Annotated in this window: 16 protein-coding genes and 1 pseudogene; 16 read left to right on the plus strand and 1 reads right to left on the minus strand. The window is 47.2% G+C overall.

The window, feature by feature from the left end; translation table 11 throughout:
* Window positions 1-12 precede the first annotated feature (12 nt).
* Together tnpC and ACTQ52_RS02635 are read left to right on the plus strand one after the other, a co-directional pair.
* A complete protein-coding gene (gene tnpC, locus ACTQ52_RS02630; protein ID WP_441981714.1) occupies window positions 13-1,668 on the plus strand; it encodes an IS66 family transposase in 1,656 nt (551 codons plus the stop codon).
* Window positions 1,669-2,006: 338 nt separating this feature from the next.
* Window positions 2,007-2,195, plus strand: a complete 189-nt coding sequence (locus tag ACTQ52_RS02635; RefSeq protein WP_441981715.1) for a SymE family type I addiction module toxin — start codon at window positions 2,007-2,009, stop codon at window positions 2,193-2,195.
* A 125-nt stretch (window positions 2,196-2,320) separates the two neighbouring features.
* Here ACTQ52_RS02635 and ACTQ52_RS02640 read toward each other — a convergent pair whose 3' ends face one another.
* Window positions 2,321-2,569 carry a hypothetical protein gene (locus tag ACTQ52_RS02640; protein WP_441981716.1) on the minus strand — a complete coding sequence of 83 codons (249 nt, stop codon included), beginning with the start codon at window positions 2,567-2,569 and terminating at the stop codon, window positions 2,321-2,323.
* Between the two features lie 294 nt (window positions 2,570-2,863).
* Between ACTQ52_RS02640 and ACTQ52_RS02645 the strand changes: the two genes are divergently transcribed.
* The 14 genes and pseudogenes from ACTQ52_RS02645 to ACTQ52_RS02710 form a co-directional block, all read left to right on the plus strand.
* On the plus strand, window positions 2,864-3,061 hold the full coding sequence (locus ACTQ52_RS02645) for a helix-turn-helix domain-containing protein (protein ID WP_178321055.1): 198 nt from the start codon (window positions 2,864-2,866) through the stop codon (window positions 3,059-3,061).
* A 35-nt stretch (window positions 3,062-3,096) separates the two neighbouring features.
* Window positions 3,097-5,859, plus strand: a complete 2,763-nt coding sequence (locus tag ACTQ52_RS02650) for a type I restriction-modification system subunit M (protein WP_441981717.1) — start codon at window positions 3,097-3,099, stop codon at window positions 5,857-5,859.
* On the plus strand, window positions 5,856-7,082 hold the full coding sequence (locus ACTQ52_RS02655; protein WP_441981718.1) for a restriction endonuclease subunit S: 1,227 nt from the start codon (window positions 5,856-5,858) through the stop codon (window positions 7,080-7,082). The genes ACTQ52_RS02650 and ACTQ52_RS02655 overlap by 4 nt, the downstream gene beginning before the upstream one ends.
* Window positions 7,083-7,100: 18 nt before the next feature.
* Window positions 7,101-11,096, plus strand: coding sequence for a type I restriction endonuclease subunit R, EcoR124 family (locus ACTQ52_RS02660; RefSeq protein ID WP_441981719.1), 3,996 nt, complete (start codon window positions 7,101-7,103; stop codon window positions 11,094-11,096).
* A gap of 893 nt (window positions 11,097-11,989) precedes the next feature.
* Window positions 11,990-12,472, plus strand: coding sequence for an RNA polymerase sigma factor (locus tag ACTQ52_RS02665; RefSeq protein WP_441981720.1), 483 nt, complete (start codon window positions 11,990-11,992; stop codon window positions 12,470-12,472).
* 196 nt (window positions 12,473-12,668) lie between these two features.
* Complete coding sequence (locus ACTQ52_RS02670) at window positions 12,669-13,001, plus strand: hypothetical protein (protein ID WP_441981721.1); 333 nt, start codon at window positions 12,669-12,671, stop codon at window positions 12,999-13,001.
* Complete coding sequence (locus ACTQ52_RS02675; protein WP_441981722.1) at window positions 12,994-14,115, plus strand: DUF2800 domain-containing protein; 1,122 nt, start codon at window positions 12,994-12,996, stop codon at window positions 14,113-14,115. The genes ACTQ52_RS02670 and ACTQ52_RS02675 overlap by 8 nt, the downstream gene beginning before the upstream one ends.
* Window positions 14,116-14,155: 40 nt before the next feature.
* Entirely contained in the window at window positions 14,156-14,731 is a 576-nt protein-coding gene (locus ACTQ52_RS02680; protein WP_441981723.1) for a DUF2815 family protein, read from the plus strand.
* A 75-nt stretch (window positions 14,732-14,806) separates the two neighbouring features.
* Window positions 14,807-14,959, plus strand: a complete 153-nt coding sequence (locus ACTQ52_RS02685; protein ID WP_441981724.1) for a hypothetical protein — start codon at window positions 14,807-14,809, stop codon at window positions 14,957-14,959.
* A 56-nt stretch (window positions 14,960-15,015) separates the two neighbouring features.
* Window positions 15,016-16,998: a DNA polymerase gene (locus ACTQ52_RS02690; protein WP_441981725.1), complete on the plus strand. Its 1,983-nt coding sequence runs from the start codon at window positions 15,016-15,018 to the stop codon at window positions 16,996-16,998.
* A 143-nt stretch (window positions 16,999-17,141) separates the two neighbouring features.
* Entirely contained in the window at window positions 17,142-17,480 is a 339-nt protein-coding gene (locus ACTQ52_RS02695; protein ID WP_441981726.1) for a DUF7768 domain-containing protein, read from the plus strand.
* Entirely contained in the window at window positions 17,468-17,800 is a 333-nt protein-coding gene (locus ACTQ52_RS02700) for a hypothetical protein (RefSeq protein ID WP_441981727.1), read from the plus strand. Before ACTQ52_RS02695 ends, ACTQ52_RS02700 begins: the two co-directional genes overlap by 13 nt.
* On the plus strand, window positions 17,797-18,678 hold the full coding sequence (locus ACTQ52_RS02705) for a hypothetical protein (protein WP_441981728.1): 882 nt from the start codon (window positions 17,797-17,799) through the stop codon (window positions 18,676-18,678). Before ACTQ52_RS02700 ends, ACTQ52_RS02705 begins: the two co-directional genes overlap by 4 nt.
* A 2-nt stretch (window positions 18,679-18,680) precedes the next feature.
* Window positions 18,681-19,490: pseudogene (locus ACTQ52_RS02710) on the plus strand (hypothetical protein); the annotation flags it as partial.

The raw sequence follows: 19,490 nt of genomic DNA on the forward strand, positions 1-19,490 counted from the left end.
TAAGGTGGAGGCATGAACACATGGAATCAGGAACAACTGAATCAGCTTCCGAAGGAGATGCTCGTACAGCTGTATCTGCAGATGGACTCTGCGCTGGATACGATTATGGAGCAGAACCGGAAGATCACGGAGCAGAATGAACGTCAGGCCCACCAGATTGAAGCCCTGCAGGAGAACCTTGCGGTTCTGGTCCAGAACCGGTTTGGCCGGAAGACAGAGAAAGTAAAACAGACGGACGGCCAGTACAGTCTGGACTTTGATACCATGACACTGGTTCTGAACGAAGCGGAACAGCTGACAGAGAACGGGCCCGCTGCTGAACCGGAGGCGGAGACAGTAATCGTACGCCATTCGCCCCACCGCAGTAAGGGGAAAATGGAACGTGACCTGCAGTCTGTTCCGACGATGGATCAGGACTGCACGCTTTCCGAGGAGGTTCTGACCGCGCTGTTCCCGGACGGTTATACCGAACTTCCCGCGGAAAAGATGCGTCCGCTTCTGGAATACACCCCTGCACATATGCAGCAGGTGATCAACCATGTCCATGTCTATAAGGGGAAAGACGGAACGATTGTAAAAGCAGAACGGCCACAGAGACTTTTCAAAGGCAGCATTGCGACTCCGTCCCTGATTTCCGCTGTCATGAACAGCAAATATATCAACGCGGTTCCGTTAAACCGCTGCGCACAGGAATTCGCAGGAAACGGAGCAGTGCTTTCCCGTGAGGTCCTGGCGACGTGGATGATCCGTGTGAGCGAACGGTATTTTTCCCTTCTGTATGACCGGATGCATCAGAAGCTTCTGGAAAGCAGACTGGTACACTGCGATGAAACTCCTTTTGTCGTGGTTCAGAACGGAAAGTCCTCCGGAACCAAGGATTACATGTGGGTGTATCACACTAGCCCGGAGCATGGAAGCCCTCCGGTTTATCTTTACCAGTACAGTCCCACAAGGAAAACGGAGAATCCCCGGAACTTCCTGAAAGGCTACTGTGGGATACTGGTAACCGACGGATATCAGGTATACCACGCACTGGAAAAAGAGTGCGGAGGGGATCTGAAGGTGGCGGGGTGCTGGGCTCACGCGAAGCGGAAATACGCGGAGCTGAGGAAATCTCTGAAGCCGGACAATCCACACAGGGTTCTCTGCGTAAAAGGTGAGAAGTACATTTCTGCCATATATCATGTAGACAACCTGTATAAAGACATGGATCCGGAAGAACGGAAAAAGAACCGTCAGGATCACGTAAAGCCTCTGGTGGAGGCTTATTTCGCATGGGTAAAGGAACAGATGCCGAAAACGGATCCCTCCTCGGATACCGGAAGGGCGCTGAACTACAGTCTGAATCAGGAGCCGTATCTTCGGACCTTCCTGGAGAACGGAGAAGTCCCGCTGGACAACAACGATGCGGAACGGAGTATCAAAAAATTCTGTGTCGGGAAAAAGAACTGGCAGATCTCGGCTACAAAGAATGGAGCGGAAGCCAGTGGGATTCTGTACAGCATCGCGGAAACAGCCCGCGCGAACGGACTGCGTCCCTACTACTATTTCAAACATGTGCTGGAAACAATGATTCCGCACATGGATGATAAAACCACAGATTTTCTGGAAGAGCTGATGCCGTGGTCAGAAAGCCTCCCGGAAGTATGCAGGTCAAAAGAAAAATGAGCGGAGGAAAATCCGCTCACTCTTTTTACTCAGCACCGGGGATCTACCATTTACACATGATGAATGCGTTATCCCAATATCGGTGCTTATGCATCAATTTTCACACATAATCACGACAGGCATCACGCTTCGGAACATCCACCGGGGTATGACGCCTGTCTTCTTTATTTTTCTGAGGAGATCACCTCTTTCCGGCATATATAAAAGTACCGGCCAGAAATAGTGCTTGCGCTCACTCTCATCCTTTGGTACGGCAGACACATCTTCCGGTAATCCATGCCGGACACATTTCTCACATCTTTGTACCGCTCGGTACCATCATTCCAAGGAGGATCATTATGAAAGAAGAACGCACCCTCACTGTCGGCACGCGCACCAGGGTTCATTACCGTGGATGGCAGACAAGCTATCACGAGTATCCGCAGATCAGCCTGACCGGAAAGTGGCTGAGTGAGCTCGGCATCCATGCTGGAGACAAGGTAGAAGTCGAATGCAGGGACGGCCAGATTACAATCACGAAAGCATGAAAAGAGGGCGGTACAGTGTGGTGTTGTATCGCCCTCGAATTGTTTATAGGGCAAATGCCTCCGGTGCTACCTTCCAGTTGGCCGGAGGCATTCTGACAATCACATCGCGTTAATATTTAGCTGTATTACCAGCTGATGCCAAGCCGCTGATACATATTTTTCAAGATGTCTTCAACCTCATCAAATGATAAGCAGTAATCAAAGGCGTCGTTGGTGCCTGCGATTACAAAATTGGAATACTGATCCAGAATCATATAGCCGGGCATGCGATCGCCATTCTGATCAAGGGATACACCGCCACCACAGTGCTGAAAACCCTTTGTGATGCGATAACCAATTCTATTTGCTTTTCTTCTCAGTACGATTTCACTCATAATATTTTTCCCTCCTGATAAATGGAATGATTCAAGTTCCGGAGGTAGCGTTCCACGCCTTGCCAAGCCACGGCAAACCCAGTAAAACCGGAAAAGTATGCAAGGTTTATTTGGAAGCCTATATCATGATTTCCATCTCTGATTCGTATCGCGATGATGATTGCTGAGACTATTATACCCCACTGAAGCTTTAAATCCACCACGCAAACTGATAATAATCGTTGAAACCTGATGAAAAAATACATATGATACAAAGTAGAGATTTCTATGTTTTCATGTCATGGAGGAAGACCTATGGGATCAGATCTTAGAGAAGAGAGCTGGATAGGGACGAAGGAAGCAGCTGAATTCCTTGACGTTAAGCCAGCTACAATCCGCGACTGGATCAGGAAAGGTAAAGATATACCAAGAAGGAAGATTGGGAAGGCATGGAAGTTTAAATATTCCGAACTTGAGGAATGGGCTCGCAGCGGCAAAGCGGCAGATAACTGAAGCATAAAGCAATTACATCATCGGGAGGTTTATCAATGAATAAGCAGCAGCTTGCATCAACGATTTGGGAATCGGCCAATCAGATGCGGTCAAAGATAGAAGCAAATGAGTATAAGGATTTTATTCTTGGCTTTATCTTCTACAAATATCTGTCCGAACGTGAACTGGAACTTTTCCGCAAAGAGAAGTTAAGTGAGGAGGAGATTCGTAAAGTTGATGAATCCGACGTTGAATATGCAAAGCATGTAAGGCAGATACTCGGATACTTTATTTCATATAATAATTTATTCTCGACCTGGCTCGAGAAGGGCAGCGACTTTGACATCAAAGATGTTCGAGATGCTCTATCTGACTTTGATCGGAACATTGATGAAGTTTATAACAAGGTTTTTGCTAAAATTTTCAATACTCTTCAGACAGGTATGTCTAAGCTCGGAGAAACATCTGCAGCACAGACAAAATCTGTAAAAAAGCTCCTGCGTCTTATCAAGAAAATCCCCATGGATGGGAAGCAGGATTATGACGTGCTAGGTTTTATATATGAGTACCTTATCAGTAATTTTGCAGCAAATGCTGGAAAAAAGGCGGGAGAATTTTATACGCCTCATGAAGTTTCTGTTTTGATGTCCGAGATAGTAGCTGAGCATCTGAAGGACAAAAAGCAGATCAAGATATACGATCCAACATCTGGTTCCGGCTCGCTATTAATCAATATCGGCCGTGCCGCATCAAAGTACATCACAGGTGACGGGAAAATTGATTACTATGCGCAGGAGCTGAAGGAAAACACATTCAACCTTACCAGAATGAATCTGGTGATGCGTGGTATAAAGCCAGCAAACATTAACGTCCGCAATGGTGATACCTTGGAGGATGACTGGCCGTTTTTTGAGGAGAATAAAAAGGATTCAACATATGAGCTTGTCCGAGTTGATGCGGTCGTTAGTAACCCTCCGTATTCTCAGAAATGGGATCCTAAGGATAAAGAATTCGATCCACGTTTTAAGAATTATGGTGTTGCCCCCAAGACCAAGGCAGACTATGCGTTTTTACTGCATGATCTCTACCATTTGAACGATGACGGCATTTTGACAATTGTACTTCCGCATGGCGTGCTTTTCAGAGGCGGTGAGGAGGCAACGATTCGGGAAAATCTGGTAGAGAAGAATAATATTGACACCATAATTGGCCTTCCAGAAAACATATTCTTTGGAACGGGAATTCCTACAATTATTATGGTGCTGAAGCGGAATAGGCCGACAACAGATATTCTCATTATTGATGCATCAAAGGGATTTGAGAAGGCTGGAAAGAATAACCGGCTTAGGGACTGCGACATTAAAAGAATTGTCGATACAGTTAAGAATAGAGTGTCTGTTGACAAGTATTCGGCGGTAGTCTCAAAGGAAACCATCCGTGAGAACGGATACAATTTGAATATTCCTCGATATGTCGATTCATCAGACGAACCGGAGAAATGGGATATTGGAGCGACTATGCTGGGAGGCATTCCCAACGCAGAAATAGACGAACTGCAGGAGTATTGGGATACATTTCCGGGTTTGAGGGAATCTATCTTCAAGCCAATGTCGGAAGGGTATTCAACGCCAGCGGTCGAGCAGATTGGAAAATACGTTCAGAAATTTGGAAGCGTTGTTTCATATAAAGATGCGTTTTCAAGCGCGTTCAATGGATTTTATCAAACCTTATATGACGAATTGATTGACAGTGTTTTGGATGTTCAGATTGAGCAAGAAAAAGAAAAGCTTGCTTCGGACATTTTCAATCGAGTTGACCCTATTCCTCTGATTGATAGGTACGCAGCATATCAGTCATTTGCTGGGCATTGGAATGTCATCTCCAGTGATATTGAAATGCTTCAGACTGAAGGATTTGAAGTGATAACTCAAGTCGATCCGAATATGGTAATTAAGAAAAATAACAAGGAAGATGATGAGATTACTGAGGTACAAGACGGATGGAAAGGGCATATTCTTCCATTTGAACTTGTTCAGACAGAATTGCTGCCGGGTGCAGTGCGGGAGATCAATTCCTTAGAGAAAAGGCTTGCTGAGATAGGTGAAGAATATACAGAGATTATTGATTCATTTGATGAGGACGAGAAACAGGGAAGCTATCTTAACGATAATAATGATGCTTTTGTTACGAAGGAATTAAAAGCCGCAGTTGATGATACACTTAAGGAAGTCACGAGCAAAGAGATCCAGACTCTATCTGGATATCTGGATATTACTTCTAAGAAGGACAAACTTGCATATATTAAGACACATCAGGATGCCGATTGGGCGGATATGATGGCAAATGCTGATGGCACTTTTAAGAAGACTGTTGTAAATAATAGAATTCAGGAATTAAGGCGACAACATAACTTTCCTGTTGATTCGTTTGAATCCAAGATTATTGCAGCACTGCAACTTACAGAGGAAGAAACAAGTAAAAAGCGAGAACTTAAGCAGAAGAAAGAAGAACTTCAGATCAAGACAAAGGAAATTATTGAAGGTCTTTCTGAAGGAGACGCACTAAAGATCGTTGAGATTAAATGGCTTAAGCCACTCTATGACGATTTGCTTAAATTGCCGGACAACGTGATAAATACTTTAATTACAAAGGTTAATTCACTTCAGAAAAAATATGCTAAACCTCTAACAGACATTGAACGTCAGACCCAAAATGCTGAAACTCGATTATCCGCGATGATTGGAGAACTTGAGGCTGGTGAACAAGATATGAATGGGCTCGATGAATTTATTAAATTAGTAGGTGGTACGGTGAAATGAAGCATCAAAAAATGAAACCACAAATAAGGTTTAAAGATTTTACGAGTCCGTGGGTGAGACGTAATCTTGAAGAGATATTTACAATCCGTACCGAGAAGAACGAGAATAGGTATACGCGCGAAGATGTATTAGCTGTATCTGATAAGTTTGGATGCGTAAATCAGATTGAATTTCATGGGCGTAGTTTTGCTGGTGATGATATTTCCAATTACAAAGTAGTTCATACAGGAGATATTGTTTATACAAAGTCACCATTACAAGCTAAACCTTATGGAATAATAAAAATTGTAGGAAAAGAAGAAGGTATCGTTTCGCCTCTTTACGTTGTAAATAAAACGGCTGACAACTATTGCGCACTATATATGTATTATCTTTTTGACTTACCTGAAAAAACTAATGGATATCTTACTCCATTGGTTCGAAAGGGAGCCAAGAACACGATGAATATTTCAGATGATGAATGGCTTTCTGGGAGCGTTGTCATTTCACCTGATTTAAAAGAGCAGAAAAAAATTAGCGAATATTTTTCTCTATTTGATCAACTTATTGCTCTTCATCAGTATAAATTTGAGAAGCTTTGTGATTTGAAAAAAGCGATGCTTTTGAAATTGTTCCCCGAGGTGGGAATGAGCATCCCAAAGATTCGATTCAAGGGTTACACAAAATCATGGAAGTCATGGACTCTTGGTGAATTATATACAGAGCGCAAAGAGGCAGGAAGCGAAGGCCTCCCAATTTTATCTGTTTCAATACATTCAGGCGTATCTGCTGATGAACTGGCTTCTGCAGAGCTAGGTAAAGCCGTAAGGAGGAGCGAAGATAAGTCATTATATAAGCACACATACAAGGGAGACCTTGTTTTCAATATGATGCGTGCATGGCAGGGCGCGATCGGTGTTGTGCCAAAAGAAGGAATGGTAAGTCCTGCATATATTACAGCGATTCCAAATGATGAGGTCTTCCCGGAATTTATGGATTATTGTCTGCGCCGAGAAGAAGTAATAAACCAGATAAATAATCTCTCTTATGGCGTTACGGATTTCCGAAAGCGTCTTTATTGGGACTCATTTGTAAGAGTGCAGATTATGCTTCCATCTGTTGAAGAACAGAAAAAGATAACTGCGATACTGGTTCAGCTTGATGAGCTGATCGAACTTCAGTCGGCAAAAGTCGAAAGACTGAAAAATTTAAAGGCAGCATGCCTGGAGAAAATGTTTGTTTGAGGAGGAGTGTGACGGTGAATGACATTTGAAAAAGAATCCGACTTTGAAAAAGCCGTCATAGACGTGCTGGTACGAAATGGATGGGAATCGGAGGTTATTTATCATCCTTCGGAGGAAGATCTGCTCAGAAACTGGGCAGTGATTCTTTTTAATAATAACAGACAGCAGAATCGTCTGAATGATTGTCCGCTGACAGATAGCGAGATGCAGCAGATCATGGAGCAGGTCATCAACCTTCGTACTCCACTGAATTTGAATGGCTTCATTAATGGTAGAAGTGTATCTATAACCAGAGATAACCCGGATGACACATTACATTTCGGGAAGGAAGTCAGCCTGAAGATATATGACCGTCAGGAGATAGCCTACGGCGAAAGTAGATACCAAATTGCCGAGCAACCGCATTTCAAAACCAAATCCCCGATCTTGAATGATCGCAGGGGTGATTTGATGCTACTCATAAATGGCATGCCGGTTATCCACATTGAGCTGAAGCGCAGCAATGTCCCGGTTAGTGACGCATATAATCAGATCATCAAGTACTCCCATGAAGGCGTTTTCCGGGGGATCTTTTCGCTTGTTCAGGTGTTTGTCGCCATGGAACCAGAGGAGACGGTCTATTTCGCAAATCCCGGTGAAGACGGTGTTTTCAATCCTGCTTTCTTCTTTCACTGGGCAGATTTCGATAATGTACCTATCAACAGATGGGACAGGGTGACAGCGAATCTGCTGAATATTCCGATGGCACACACGTTAATCGGTTTTTATACCGTTGCAGACACTGACGATGGTGTCTTAAAAGTCATGCGGAGCTATCAGTACTACGCAGCTATTGGAATTGCTGATCGTGTTACCAAGAGAAACTGGGATGACGATACCAAGGAGGCACAGCTCGGCGGGTATGTATGGCATACAACCGGATCAGGGAAGACGATGACGAGCTTCAAATCAGCACAGTTGATTGCTAGTTCGCATGATGCCGATAAGGTTATTTTCTTAGTTGATCGAAAAGAACTGGGAATACAGTCTCTTAAAGAATACAGGGCATTCGCCAGCGAAACGGAGTCTGTTCAGGCAACGGAGAATACAAATGTACTAATTGGAAAATTAAAGAGTGATGATTCTGATGACACCCTGATCGTGACATCTATCCAGAAGTTGAGCAATATCTCTGCTGATATGAAGGGATTAAAGGATGCAGACTTTAGAAAGATTCAGGCTCAAAGAATTGTCATCATTATTGATGAATGTCACCGCTCAACATTTGGTGAAATGCTCACTGACATCAAGGATACATTCAAGCATTCTATTATTTTTGGCTTCACCGGAACACCGATACAGGATGTAAATATTAAGAAGGACAGCACGACATCCACGTTATTCGGAAGTGAAATTCACAGATATACTTTGGCGGACGGCATTCGAGACAAGAATGTTCTCGGCTTTGATCCCTACATGGTCAAGATCTATGATGACTTCGAACTTCGTCAGCAAGTTGCACTCGCTAAGGCAAAGGCAGCAACTGTTGAAGAAGTGATGAAGGATAAGAAGAAGCAGAAGATCTTTTATAAATACATGGATTCTTCTCAGATAAAAATGTACGGTGAGAAGGTTGATGGCAAATGGATAAGCGGTATTGAGGATTTTATCCCGAACGAACAGTATCAAACACAGAAATATAAGGAAGGCGTCATTTCCGATATCAAGAGCAAATGGCTTATTTATAGCCGTGGTGGAAAATTCCACGCCATCTTTGCTACATCCAGTATTCCTGAAGCCGTAGCATATTATCGGATGATGAAGGTTGAACTTCCGGAACTCGCGATCACAGCCATGTTTGACCCGACGATCGACAACGAAGGTGGTGGCGGGTCTCTTGAAAAAGAAGATGGCATCGTTGAGATGCTTGATGATTATAATAATAAGTTCGGCCAGAGATTTACGATTCCGACCTATGACAGGTTCCGGAAGGATGTCAGTCTTCGACTTGCTCATAAGAAACCTTATGAAAGATTGCAGAAGGATCAGCAGATCGACTTACTGATTGTCGTCAATCAGATGCTGACTGGATTCGATTCGAAGTGGGTAAACACGCTTTATCTGGATAAGGTCATGGAATATGAAAATCTTATTCAGGCCTTTTCACGGACAAACCGGCTGTTCAATGAATCGGAGAAACCGTTCGGTATTATCAAATACTATCGTCGACCGAATACGATGGAGAAAAACATCGAGGCAGCGGTAGAAGCATATTCCGGGAACGTTCCTACGGGTTTATTTGTAGACAAGCTTCCCAAGAATCTCCGGAATCTGAATAAAACATTTGAAGAGATCAAGGAGATATTTGACGCGGCTGATATCAAGGACTTTGAAAGTCTGCCGGATGATTCATCAGCTAAGCGTAAGTTTGCCAAACTGTTCAATCAGTTTGATGTCTTTCTTCAGGCGGCGAGAATCCAAGGATTCCGCTGGGATAAGGACATCTATCAGTTTGATGACGGAACGCAGATAGTCATGGAATTTGATGAAATGACCTATCTGGCGATGCTGGCAAGATATAAGGAACTGGCTCACGGCGGTGGAGGCGGGCGCGAAGGAGACGTTCCTTACGACGTTGCGATTCATATCACGGAGTATGATACAGCAAAGATCGATGCTGATTATATGGACTCCCGTTTTGAAAAGTTTCTTAAGGTCATCCAAGGTGAATATGATCAGGAGACATTGGACAGAACACTTTCGGATTTACATAAGTCTTTTTCCATGCTTTCGCCGGAGGAGCAGAAGTACGCAAAGATCTTCATCCACGATGTTCAGGCCGGGGAGGCCAAGATTGTTCCGGGAAAGCCTTTCAGAGAATATATTTCTGAAATGATGAAGTGGGAGGAGAATGCCAGAATTAAAAGGGTAGTTAAACGCCTCGGCTGTTATGAACGGCTTCTGAGAGAGCTTCTGGAACAGAATCCAACAGCTGAAACGATAGAGGCGCATGGCAAATTTGATGAGCTGAAGGAAAGTGTCGATAATAAGAAAGCTACGGAATTTTTTATCAGCGTCTATCACGATGATTATAGAACTTCACGGCTTGCTATGTATGTCGACTTCTATCTGCGCCAGTTTCTTCTCACTGGAGGCCAGGATCCATATCCGGATCAATATTCAAATGATGAGAACCCTGATCGACGAGACCAGCAGAAGCATACCGCGAACGATGATAATCAGCAGGGAAAACCTGTGGGCGTGGTTCTTACCGAACAGAATATGGCCGGGAAGCATGTCACAACATCAGTGAAGAAAGGCAAACTGAAGAAATGGTATTCTGAAAGCAAAGCACTGGCCTGTCTTGTTGATACAGACTGTTTTGCCTATGTTGAAAATAAGCTGTGTGTATTAGACAAGAAATATCTGGAGAGGGATGAGAAAGGCGTTTATGCACTGACCGCCTACGCTAAAGAGCATAAAGAAGAATGCTTCCTTCAATTTGTGGTAGACGATGAAGGAAACCTCCACTATATTACATTGCCTGAATCGCTGGCCAGTAAGTCATTCAACTACTACGACGAATTATCTCGGCTGTCTGATGAAGATATGTTGAAACTACATCTGGTTAGTGAAATCTCTACTGAAATGCTCAAGGCAATAGGCGGATTGGAATTCGGAGAAGCCTTTGCAAAGCTAATGAGCAATCAGATTTGTCATGTAAGCACTAGAAACTTAAAATCGCAGACCGGATTGGATAATACCACGATCAGCAACCTGAAGCAGGGCAAGAATCTAAATAAATTAAATGTCGTATCTGCCTGCTTGGGGATTCACATTCCTTCTCGGGTAAGCGCCAGAATGCTTAAACTTTCCGAGCTGCCAATGGATAGCGACCTGCCGGGGAAGACTGGTGCGGAAAACGATACTTACAAAACTATCTTGTGTCTGTACTGGGCGAATGATTATTCAGATACATATGATGAACTTAAAGAAGAGCACTATGAATACCTGATTCACCAACCGCCCATCTGACCTCGGAACATCAATATTACTATGAAATAGATCGGAGAAATCCGGTCTTTTTTTTTTGCTCAAAATTATGAGATTCAGGTGTTGAACTTTCTCCAACACTCATCCGCGAAATTTAGCGGTTTATCAGGCCTGCAATATTACTTCAAGTCGGAAAATTCAGTATTTATGCGCCTTTTCGGTGTTGGAGTTAGTCCAACGGGCAAAACTGGCCCTTGTGATAGCTTGTGATCGTAAGGAAAACAAAAAAGATTTCTACAGGACCACCCAATCAATCCGTGTTGCAAATGTCCGTACTGTGAGAGAGAAGAAGCAGGCGGTTAATTTCTGAACTGATATTTGAGGGAGAAATATTTATCCGATCAACACAAAAACGGGTCGCTTGTGTCCGTAGATAGGTAGAAAGGCCGGTTGATTTTTATGGTTTTTAGTAGGAGAGGATTTCCGATTCTGCTCGGAAAGTTCCGTATACATATGCAGGAAACCTACCGCTCAAAACGGCACCGCTTCTCCAGAAGAAAGTGAGAGGAAATTTCGGAGGCCGTTTCCAAATCGGCCCCGAATGGTCCGCATATACATGAAAGAAAAAAGGAGGCAACTATGAGAGACCCACCATGACAACCAGAAGTACCAGATGTAACCCGTCGTCCCTGACTGCAGTTCTGTAGTCAGCAATTCATTCACATTACAAATTCGAATATCGAGCCAGCGTGCGCACAAAGGCAGGATGTCGACATACAGATCCTTATCTCTTACGGGATAGGTGAATCTGGAATGCCGGGAGCCTTACTTTTGTGCGCCTTTTTGTGCCCATGCGTACTGGCTCCGAGGGTCCTCCGATCGTTCTGATCAGACCTTTCTTCCTGCCTTCTGTGCCTCCGGCTCAGGAGGCAATCATGGAAGAAAAAAAGTTCTATCTCAATATCACAACCCAGAACGAGGAAGGAAAAAAAGAAACCAAGACCGTTTATGTATCGGAAGAAGTATACCGCGCGTACAAGCAGCCGTACTGGAAAGCAAAGCAGCAGGAAAGAAGAGCATCCCGCTGCAAGATTGATGGTCATCGCTGCATGGGAGACTGCAGCCAGTGTGACCGGCTCCGCGACGGCGCACCGCTTTCCCTTGAGCAGCTGACAGAGGACGGCATTGAGGTTCCGGCTTCTTATGAAACACCGGAGGACGCAATGATCCGGAAAGAGGAATATGAGCAGCTGTATTCGGCAATGAATACTCTCTCCGATCAGGACCAGAAGATTCTCTGGATGTCCACAGATGGAAAATCCGATCATGCGATTGCTGCCATGCTTGGCATGGCACAGACCACCGTTTCTTATCGCCGGAGAGCAGCCCTCAAGAACCTGAAAAAACTTCTCAGCTGAGTTTGTTCAAAATGTCCGGAACTGTCCTGTGAGTTACGGAGGGGTTAAGAACAAAAACCAATCACCCTCTAGAAAGGACAGACAAGCAATATGACAAACAAATCATTTGATCACGACGATGTAGTCGCGTTCCTGCGGGTGGTCTCGATCCTTACCGATCGGATCGCTTGCTGGATCGAGAAGGGAGGTACAAGCCATGTCAAAGATGAGCGAGCTGAATCTGACGCTGAATGAACTGAAGGAATGCGGGGAGAAGCTGATTGCTGTTTCCGATTCCCTGCGACAGCTCTTTTCAGAGCCGGAGCAGAAACCGGAACCGGAGAAGCTGGAGCCTAAGGCGGATCCGCCAAAGCAGATATCGTTCGAGGAGCTACGGGGCATCATGGCAAAGAAGACAAGAGTCTCCAAGGCCAATACGGATGCGATCCGGGAGCTTCTCACCAAGTACGGTGTGCATAAGCTCTCAGAGCTGAAGCCGGAGCAGTACGCAGGATTTCTGAAAGATGCGGAGGTGATCCCCGATGCCTGATCAGCACGCATTCCTGTCGGCATCGTCCAGTAACCGCTGGATCGCCTGTCCGCCTTCCGCAAAGCTCAACACAGGTACCGGAGGGAGAACTTCCGAGTATGCCGTTCAGGGCACCTGCGCACACAGCCTTGCCGAGTACAAGCTGAAGAAGGCGCTCGGCATGAAGGCCAGGGATCCTACTGAGGATCTGGATTGCTTCGATCAGGAGATGGATTCCGCAACGGATGACTATGCCACCTATGTGATGGAGCAGATTCAGAAAGAAAAGGAAACCTGCCGGGATCCTACCGTATTGGTAGAGCAGAGGCTGGACCTTTCCCGCTGGATTCCGGAATCCTTCGGAACCGCTGACTGCCTGATTGCCGGCGATGAAACCTTAACGATCATCGATCTGAAGTACGGAACCGGAATCAAGATATCGAGCACTTCTTCCCAGCTTAAGTGCTATGCCCTTGGCTGCGTGGATATGTTCGATGGCATCTACGACATCAAGAACGTCCGGATGGTGATCTTCCAGCCGCGTCTCTCCCATATCAGCGAGACCGTGATGAGTAAAGAAGATCTCCTGAAGTGGGCAGATGAGATTTTGGTACCGGCAGCAAAGCTCGCTTTTGTGGGCGAGGGCCAATTCCGCGCTGGCGACCACTGCCAGTTCTGTGCGGTGAAGGCAAATTGCCGGAAGCGGGCCGAAATGAATCTGGAACTTGCAAAGTACGACTTTGCCATGCCGGTGACGCTGGAAGATGCCGAGATCGAGGCAATTCTGCCAATGGTCGATCAGTTGACCGCGTGGGGCAATGACATCAAGGACTATGCCCTTCAGAAAGCTTTGTCTGGGAAAAAGTGGCAGGGCTTCAAGCTTGTTGAGGGCAGAGCCAACCGTAGATACATCAATGATGCTGCTGTCGCAGAGGCTGTTACGGCAGCAGGCTTTGATCCTTATGAGAAGAAGCTCAAAGGGATCACGGCAATGACGTCCTTGCTCGGCAGAAAGAAGTTCGATGAATTGCTGGGAGGTCTTGTGGAGCGGCCTTCCGGAAAACCGACCCTAGTTCCACAAAGTGACAAGCGACCGGAGATGAATTCGGCTGCAGATGATTTCAAAGATGAGTAACAAGGACAAGAGCCCGGACAGGGCAGAAGGAGAAAAAATTATGTCTACAAAATTCGTAAATCCGACAAAGGTTGTAACTGGTAAGGATACCCGCTGGAGCTATGCAAATGTGTGGCAGGCAAAGAGTATCAATGGCGGCACGCCGAAATACAGCGTGAGCCTGATCATTCCGAAGAGCGACACGGTGACCGTGAAGAAGATCAAGGCTGCCATTCAGGCCGCTTATGAGGAGGGCGAAGGTAAGCTCAAGGGCAATGGCCGTTCGGTACCGCCGCTTTCTGCAATTAAGACTCCGCTGAGGGACGGCGATACGGAGCGTCCGGACGATGAAGCATACAAGGGATGCTACTTCGTCAATGCAAACTCTACAACCGCTCCGGGTATCGTTGATGCGGACCGTCAGGAGATCCTTGACCATTCCGAGGTCTACAGCGGTGTGTACGGCAGGGCGAGCATTTCGTTCTATGCCTTCAACAGCTCCGGTAATCGTGGCATCGCCTGTGGTCTCAACAACCTCCAGAAGATCCGCGATGGTGAGCCGCTTGGCAGCCGCAGCAGCGCACAGGATGACTTCGCTGATGTGGACGATGACGACGATGAGGGCTTTCTCGACTGAGTAAATAAACCGATCCGGGGCAGCAGGTGTGCTCCTGCTGTCCGAGGATCCTGACAATCCAAGGAGGAAATTTCAATGTACGAATTCATGATTCATATGATCATTGCATGCGTGTTTGGTGTCTGCATGGGCGGCTGTATTGTCGGCTGGGTGTACATCATCAAGAACCTGATCAGGCTGTTCATAAAGATGGGACACTGGATCAAGGCAAAGATGGTCAGAGAATAATGACGACGGGGCTGGGCGGGAGAGATCCTGCCCGGCTTTTTTCTATGGAGGTTTCTATGAAAAACTTATCTATCGACGTGGAGACGTTTTCCAGTGTCGACCTGAATAAATGCGGTGTATATCGATACTGCTCATCTCCGGATTTTGAGATTCTGCTGTTCGGCTATTCCATCGACCACGGACCCGTGAAGACCATTGACCTTGCCTTCGGGGAGGCAATCCCGGAGGAGATCCTGCAGGTGCTCACGGATCCTTCCGTTATCAAGTGGGCGTTTAACTGCAATTTCGAGCGCGTGTGTCTTTCCACCTACCTGCGTCGAAAATACCCTCAGTACTTTAAGAGCTACAGCTCCCCAGAGGATACCGTTGGAGACTACCTTGATCCGACCTCGTGGCATTGCTCCATGGTATGGTCCGCCTATCTGGGGCTTCCGATGTCCTTGGCGCAGGTCGGCGCAGTGTTAAAGCTCGAGGATCAGAAGATGTCTGAGGGCAAGGATCTCATCCGGTACTTTTGCACACCCTGCAAGCCATCCGCATCGAATGGCGGCAGAACAAGAAACATGCCATCCGATGCTGCGGATAAGTGGGCTGTATTCAAGTCCTACAACATCCGCGATGTGGAGGTGGAAGTCGCCATTCAGGAACGGCTGAAGAAATACCCGGTGCCGGATTCCGTCTGGGATGAATACCGGATCGACCAGATGATTAACGACCGGGGCACCAGAATTGACATGCAGCTTGTGAAGAATGCGATTGCCATCGATGCAAAAACGCACGATGCCTACATGGAGGAGATGACAGAGCTCACTGGTCTTGAGAATCCTGGTTCCGTGCAGCAGCTGAAAGGATACCTGGCGGAGCAGGGTGTTGAGACGGATACACTTGGGAAGAAGCAGGTGGCAGCCCTGATCAATGAAGCTCCAGACCATGTAAAGCAGGTTCTGGAACTCCGCCAGCAGACAGCCAAGTCATCCACCAAGAAATATCAGACGATGGAGAGAGCTGTCTGCCCGGACGGAAGAATTCGTGGCATGTTCCAGTTCATGGGTGCGCCGAGGACCGGGCGGTTTGCCGGGAGACTTGTCCAGCTCCAAAACCTCAAAAGGAACAGCATGCCGGATCTGGCAGAAGCGAGAGAGATCGTCCGGACGGGAAACTATGATGCTCTGGAGATTCTCTATGACTCTGTTCCGGAAGTTCTTTCAGAGCTCATCCGAACTGCACTTGTTCCGAAGCCCGGGTACAAATTCTACGTGGCGGACTACAGCAGCGTCGAAGCAAGGACGCTTGCGTATCTCGCAGGAGAGCAGCACACCATGGATTCCTTTGCCCGGGGCGAGGACATTTACTGCGCGACCGCATCGGCAATGTTCCATAAGCCGGTCGTGAAGCATGGCATCAACGGCGAACTCAGACAAAAGGGCAAAATTGCGACTTTGGCCTGTGGCTATGGCGGCTCTGTGGGTGCTCTGAAGGCGATGGGCGCTTTAGACATGGGACTTAAGGAAGAAGAACTGCAGCCGATTGTCACGGCATGGAGAAAGGCAAATCCACATATTGTCCGTTTCTGGTGGGACGTTGATAAAGCAGCTATGAAAGCTGTCCGAGAGCACACCACCACAGAGGTGCGGGGGTTCCGCTTTATCTGCAAGTCCGGGATGCTTTTCATTACGTTGCCGTCTGGGCGGATGCTGTCTTACGTGCAGCCCCGGATCGGGATCAATCAATTTGGCAGTGATTGCATCACCTACATGGGTCTTGATTCCACAAGGCACTGGAATCGTGTCCAGACCTATGGCCCAAAGCTCGTCGAGAACATCACACAGGCGGTCTGCCGGGATATTCTCTGCAATGCCATGAAGAATCTGCAGGAGACTTTTATCTGCGCACACATCCATGACGAGCTGGTGATTGAGTGCAAAGAGTCAGTGTCTCTCGATGAGATCTGTGACCGCATGGGACAAACGCCGGACTGGATTCCGGGACTTCTCCTTCGGGCAGATGGTTACACCTGCGATTTCTACATGAAAGACTGAGGGACCCGGGACAAGTTCCAGCGGGACAGCGATTTTTTCTAAAAAAATATCATCAGATTTTGTTCAAATAGGCTCTTTCTGTCCTGTGGGTATTGGAGGGACAGATAAGAGCCTTTTTGTTGCTCCGGAAAGGAGGCACTCATGTGCGTGAGAAAAAGATTGTCTACGTCTGCTCGCCATATTCAGGAAACATCTCCCTGAATACGGAACGGGCAAAGATCTACAGCCGTATGGTTGTGGACAGGGGAGCAATTCCAGTAACACCGCATCTCTACCTGCCGCTTTTTCTCGATGAAGAGACGGAAAGAGATGCCGCAATCGAAATGGATCTCGCCCTCTTAAAGAGGTGCGACGAGCTCTGGGCTTTCGGAGACGCGATCTCCTCAGGAATGAAGCGGGAGATGAAGGAAGCAGAAAATCTCGGAATACCGGTCCGCAGAATAACGCCCACAGGGCAGGAGGAATGGATATGTACGAAGTAATCAGCGGAGAAAGAGACGTCAATCGTGTGGCGGTTGACACATTCAAGAGACAGGTCGCCTCTGGCGAAAACATCCTCGAGGTCGAGGCAGGCACGAATGGCTATAAGGGAGATGACTTTGGACACGCTTCCCGGACCTACATTCGCCTGCAGGACATCATGGATACCGACATGAGAGTGAAGGAGACCCATGACAGCGATGGCAACGTGGATGGATTTGTACTGGAGATGGCAGGAGACTCGGAGCTTACTACGATCATCAATGCTCTGAAGTTTGTGGTAAAGGTGCTCGATGAACAGAGACGGGAGGTAGTCGGATGATCAACATGGAACGGACCCTGATGGCGCCTGGATTTGACAACACAGAGGCAGATCAGAAAAGAGGACTAGCCACGTGGTCACATCCGAGCGGATTTGAAAAGCTCGATACGATCCACACCTCGGAAGAGGCCCTGAATGACATGGTGGCCATGTTTGAAACTATGGAGGATCGCGGCATTGATCTGCTGGAGAAACCCGCACTTCCAGAATTTACATTAAGCGCACGGGAGCCGGCACCGCTTAGGAGTCCGCGTTCGGTGCTCGTGCGCTTTAAGCGCTCAGCAATGAGGGACGCGGTCACAGTTCCGGTTGGTGACGACTGCACGCAGATTACAAAGCCCGTCATTGATGCGTATCTGTCTTTCGATAAGACCGATGCCATCGATGCTGTCCTGACGCTCTACGCGGTAAGGATCCGTCTCGGGAAAGAATCCATGACTGCAACCGGACAGGATGTTCACTGGATCAATCCGGATACTGTAGAAGGCTGCATGATCGCGGAAGACAGATACAATCCGGAACTGCTTGAGATTTTCCGGGGGATCAAGATGTCATATCTTGCAATTCAGCGTGCATTAAAGCATCGCCCGACTGTGTTCTACACATCGACCGGAAAAAAGCAGATGTGTGGCAACAGCGGTGAATATATTCCAAAGAAACACGTGGAGCGGTCGGTCCGAATGATCCGGGTCGATGCGGAGGAGCTTAGGAAGTATGCAGAACCGCTCCGGCACATGAAATGCCCGTGCTGGGGTGTCATCGGCCACATGCGGCATTACAAGAGTGGCAAAGAAGTATGGATCAAACCGTATCGAAAGGGAAAGGAACGTAACAACCCGACAGCCTATCAGGCCAAGGAATATCTCATGGAGGATTGAGCATGGAAGTATTGATGGAAGAAAAACAGCGGACAGATTCAGATTCCGGTCGGGACAGTCCCGATCCCAAGGATCTCATGCTGAAGATTACCGTGGGAAACAGCCGGAAGGCAGGCACGTGGAATCCGATGGAGATCAGCTTCGGAGATCTCTGTGAGAAGCTGCAGGAGCCGATCCGGACAGCGGAGACAGTCGCGGAATATAAGAAGATGTCACGGGCAGAACGTGACGAGGCCAAGGATAAAGGCGGCTTTGTCGCAGGCATCTTCAAGGGCAAGCGGAGAAAAAAGGAAGAGGTCCGGTATCGCACAGCGATCACGCTGGACGAGGATAAGCTGGAGCTCGGCTTCCTTGACTGGTACCGGGAACATCACCGGTATGCGTCGGTGTTCTATACGACACACAGCCATACGCCGGAAAAGCCAAGAGGCCGGATTGTGATTCCTACGACGCGTCCCATGACGCCGGATGAGACGAACGCGATTGCCCGGTATCTGGCTGCGGAGTTTGGCATGAGTCAGGTGGATGTCTGCTCGTTTGAGATCAATCAGCTCATGTTCTGGCCGACGTGCCCGTCTGATGGTGAATATCTCTGCGAGGTATTTGACGGAGACCTTCTTGATCCGGACACGTTCCTTGCCGCACGCCCAGACTGGCAGGATGTCACAACCCTGCCGGTATCTCAGGATGAAAAGAAGGAACTGGCAAGACAGCAGAAAAAGCAGGAAGACCCGCTTACCAAATCTGGCATTGTTGGAAACTTCTGCCGGGCGCATTCCATTACGGATGTGATGGAGAATATCCTCCCGAAC

This window comes from Oribacterium sp. Sow4_G1_1 (assembly GCF_052116105.1).
Taxonomy (GTDB): Bacteria; Bacillota; Clostridia; order Lachnospirales; family Lachnospiraceae; genus Oribacterium.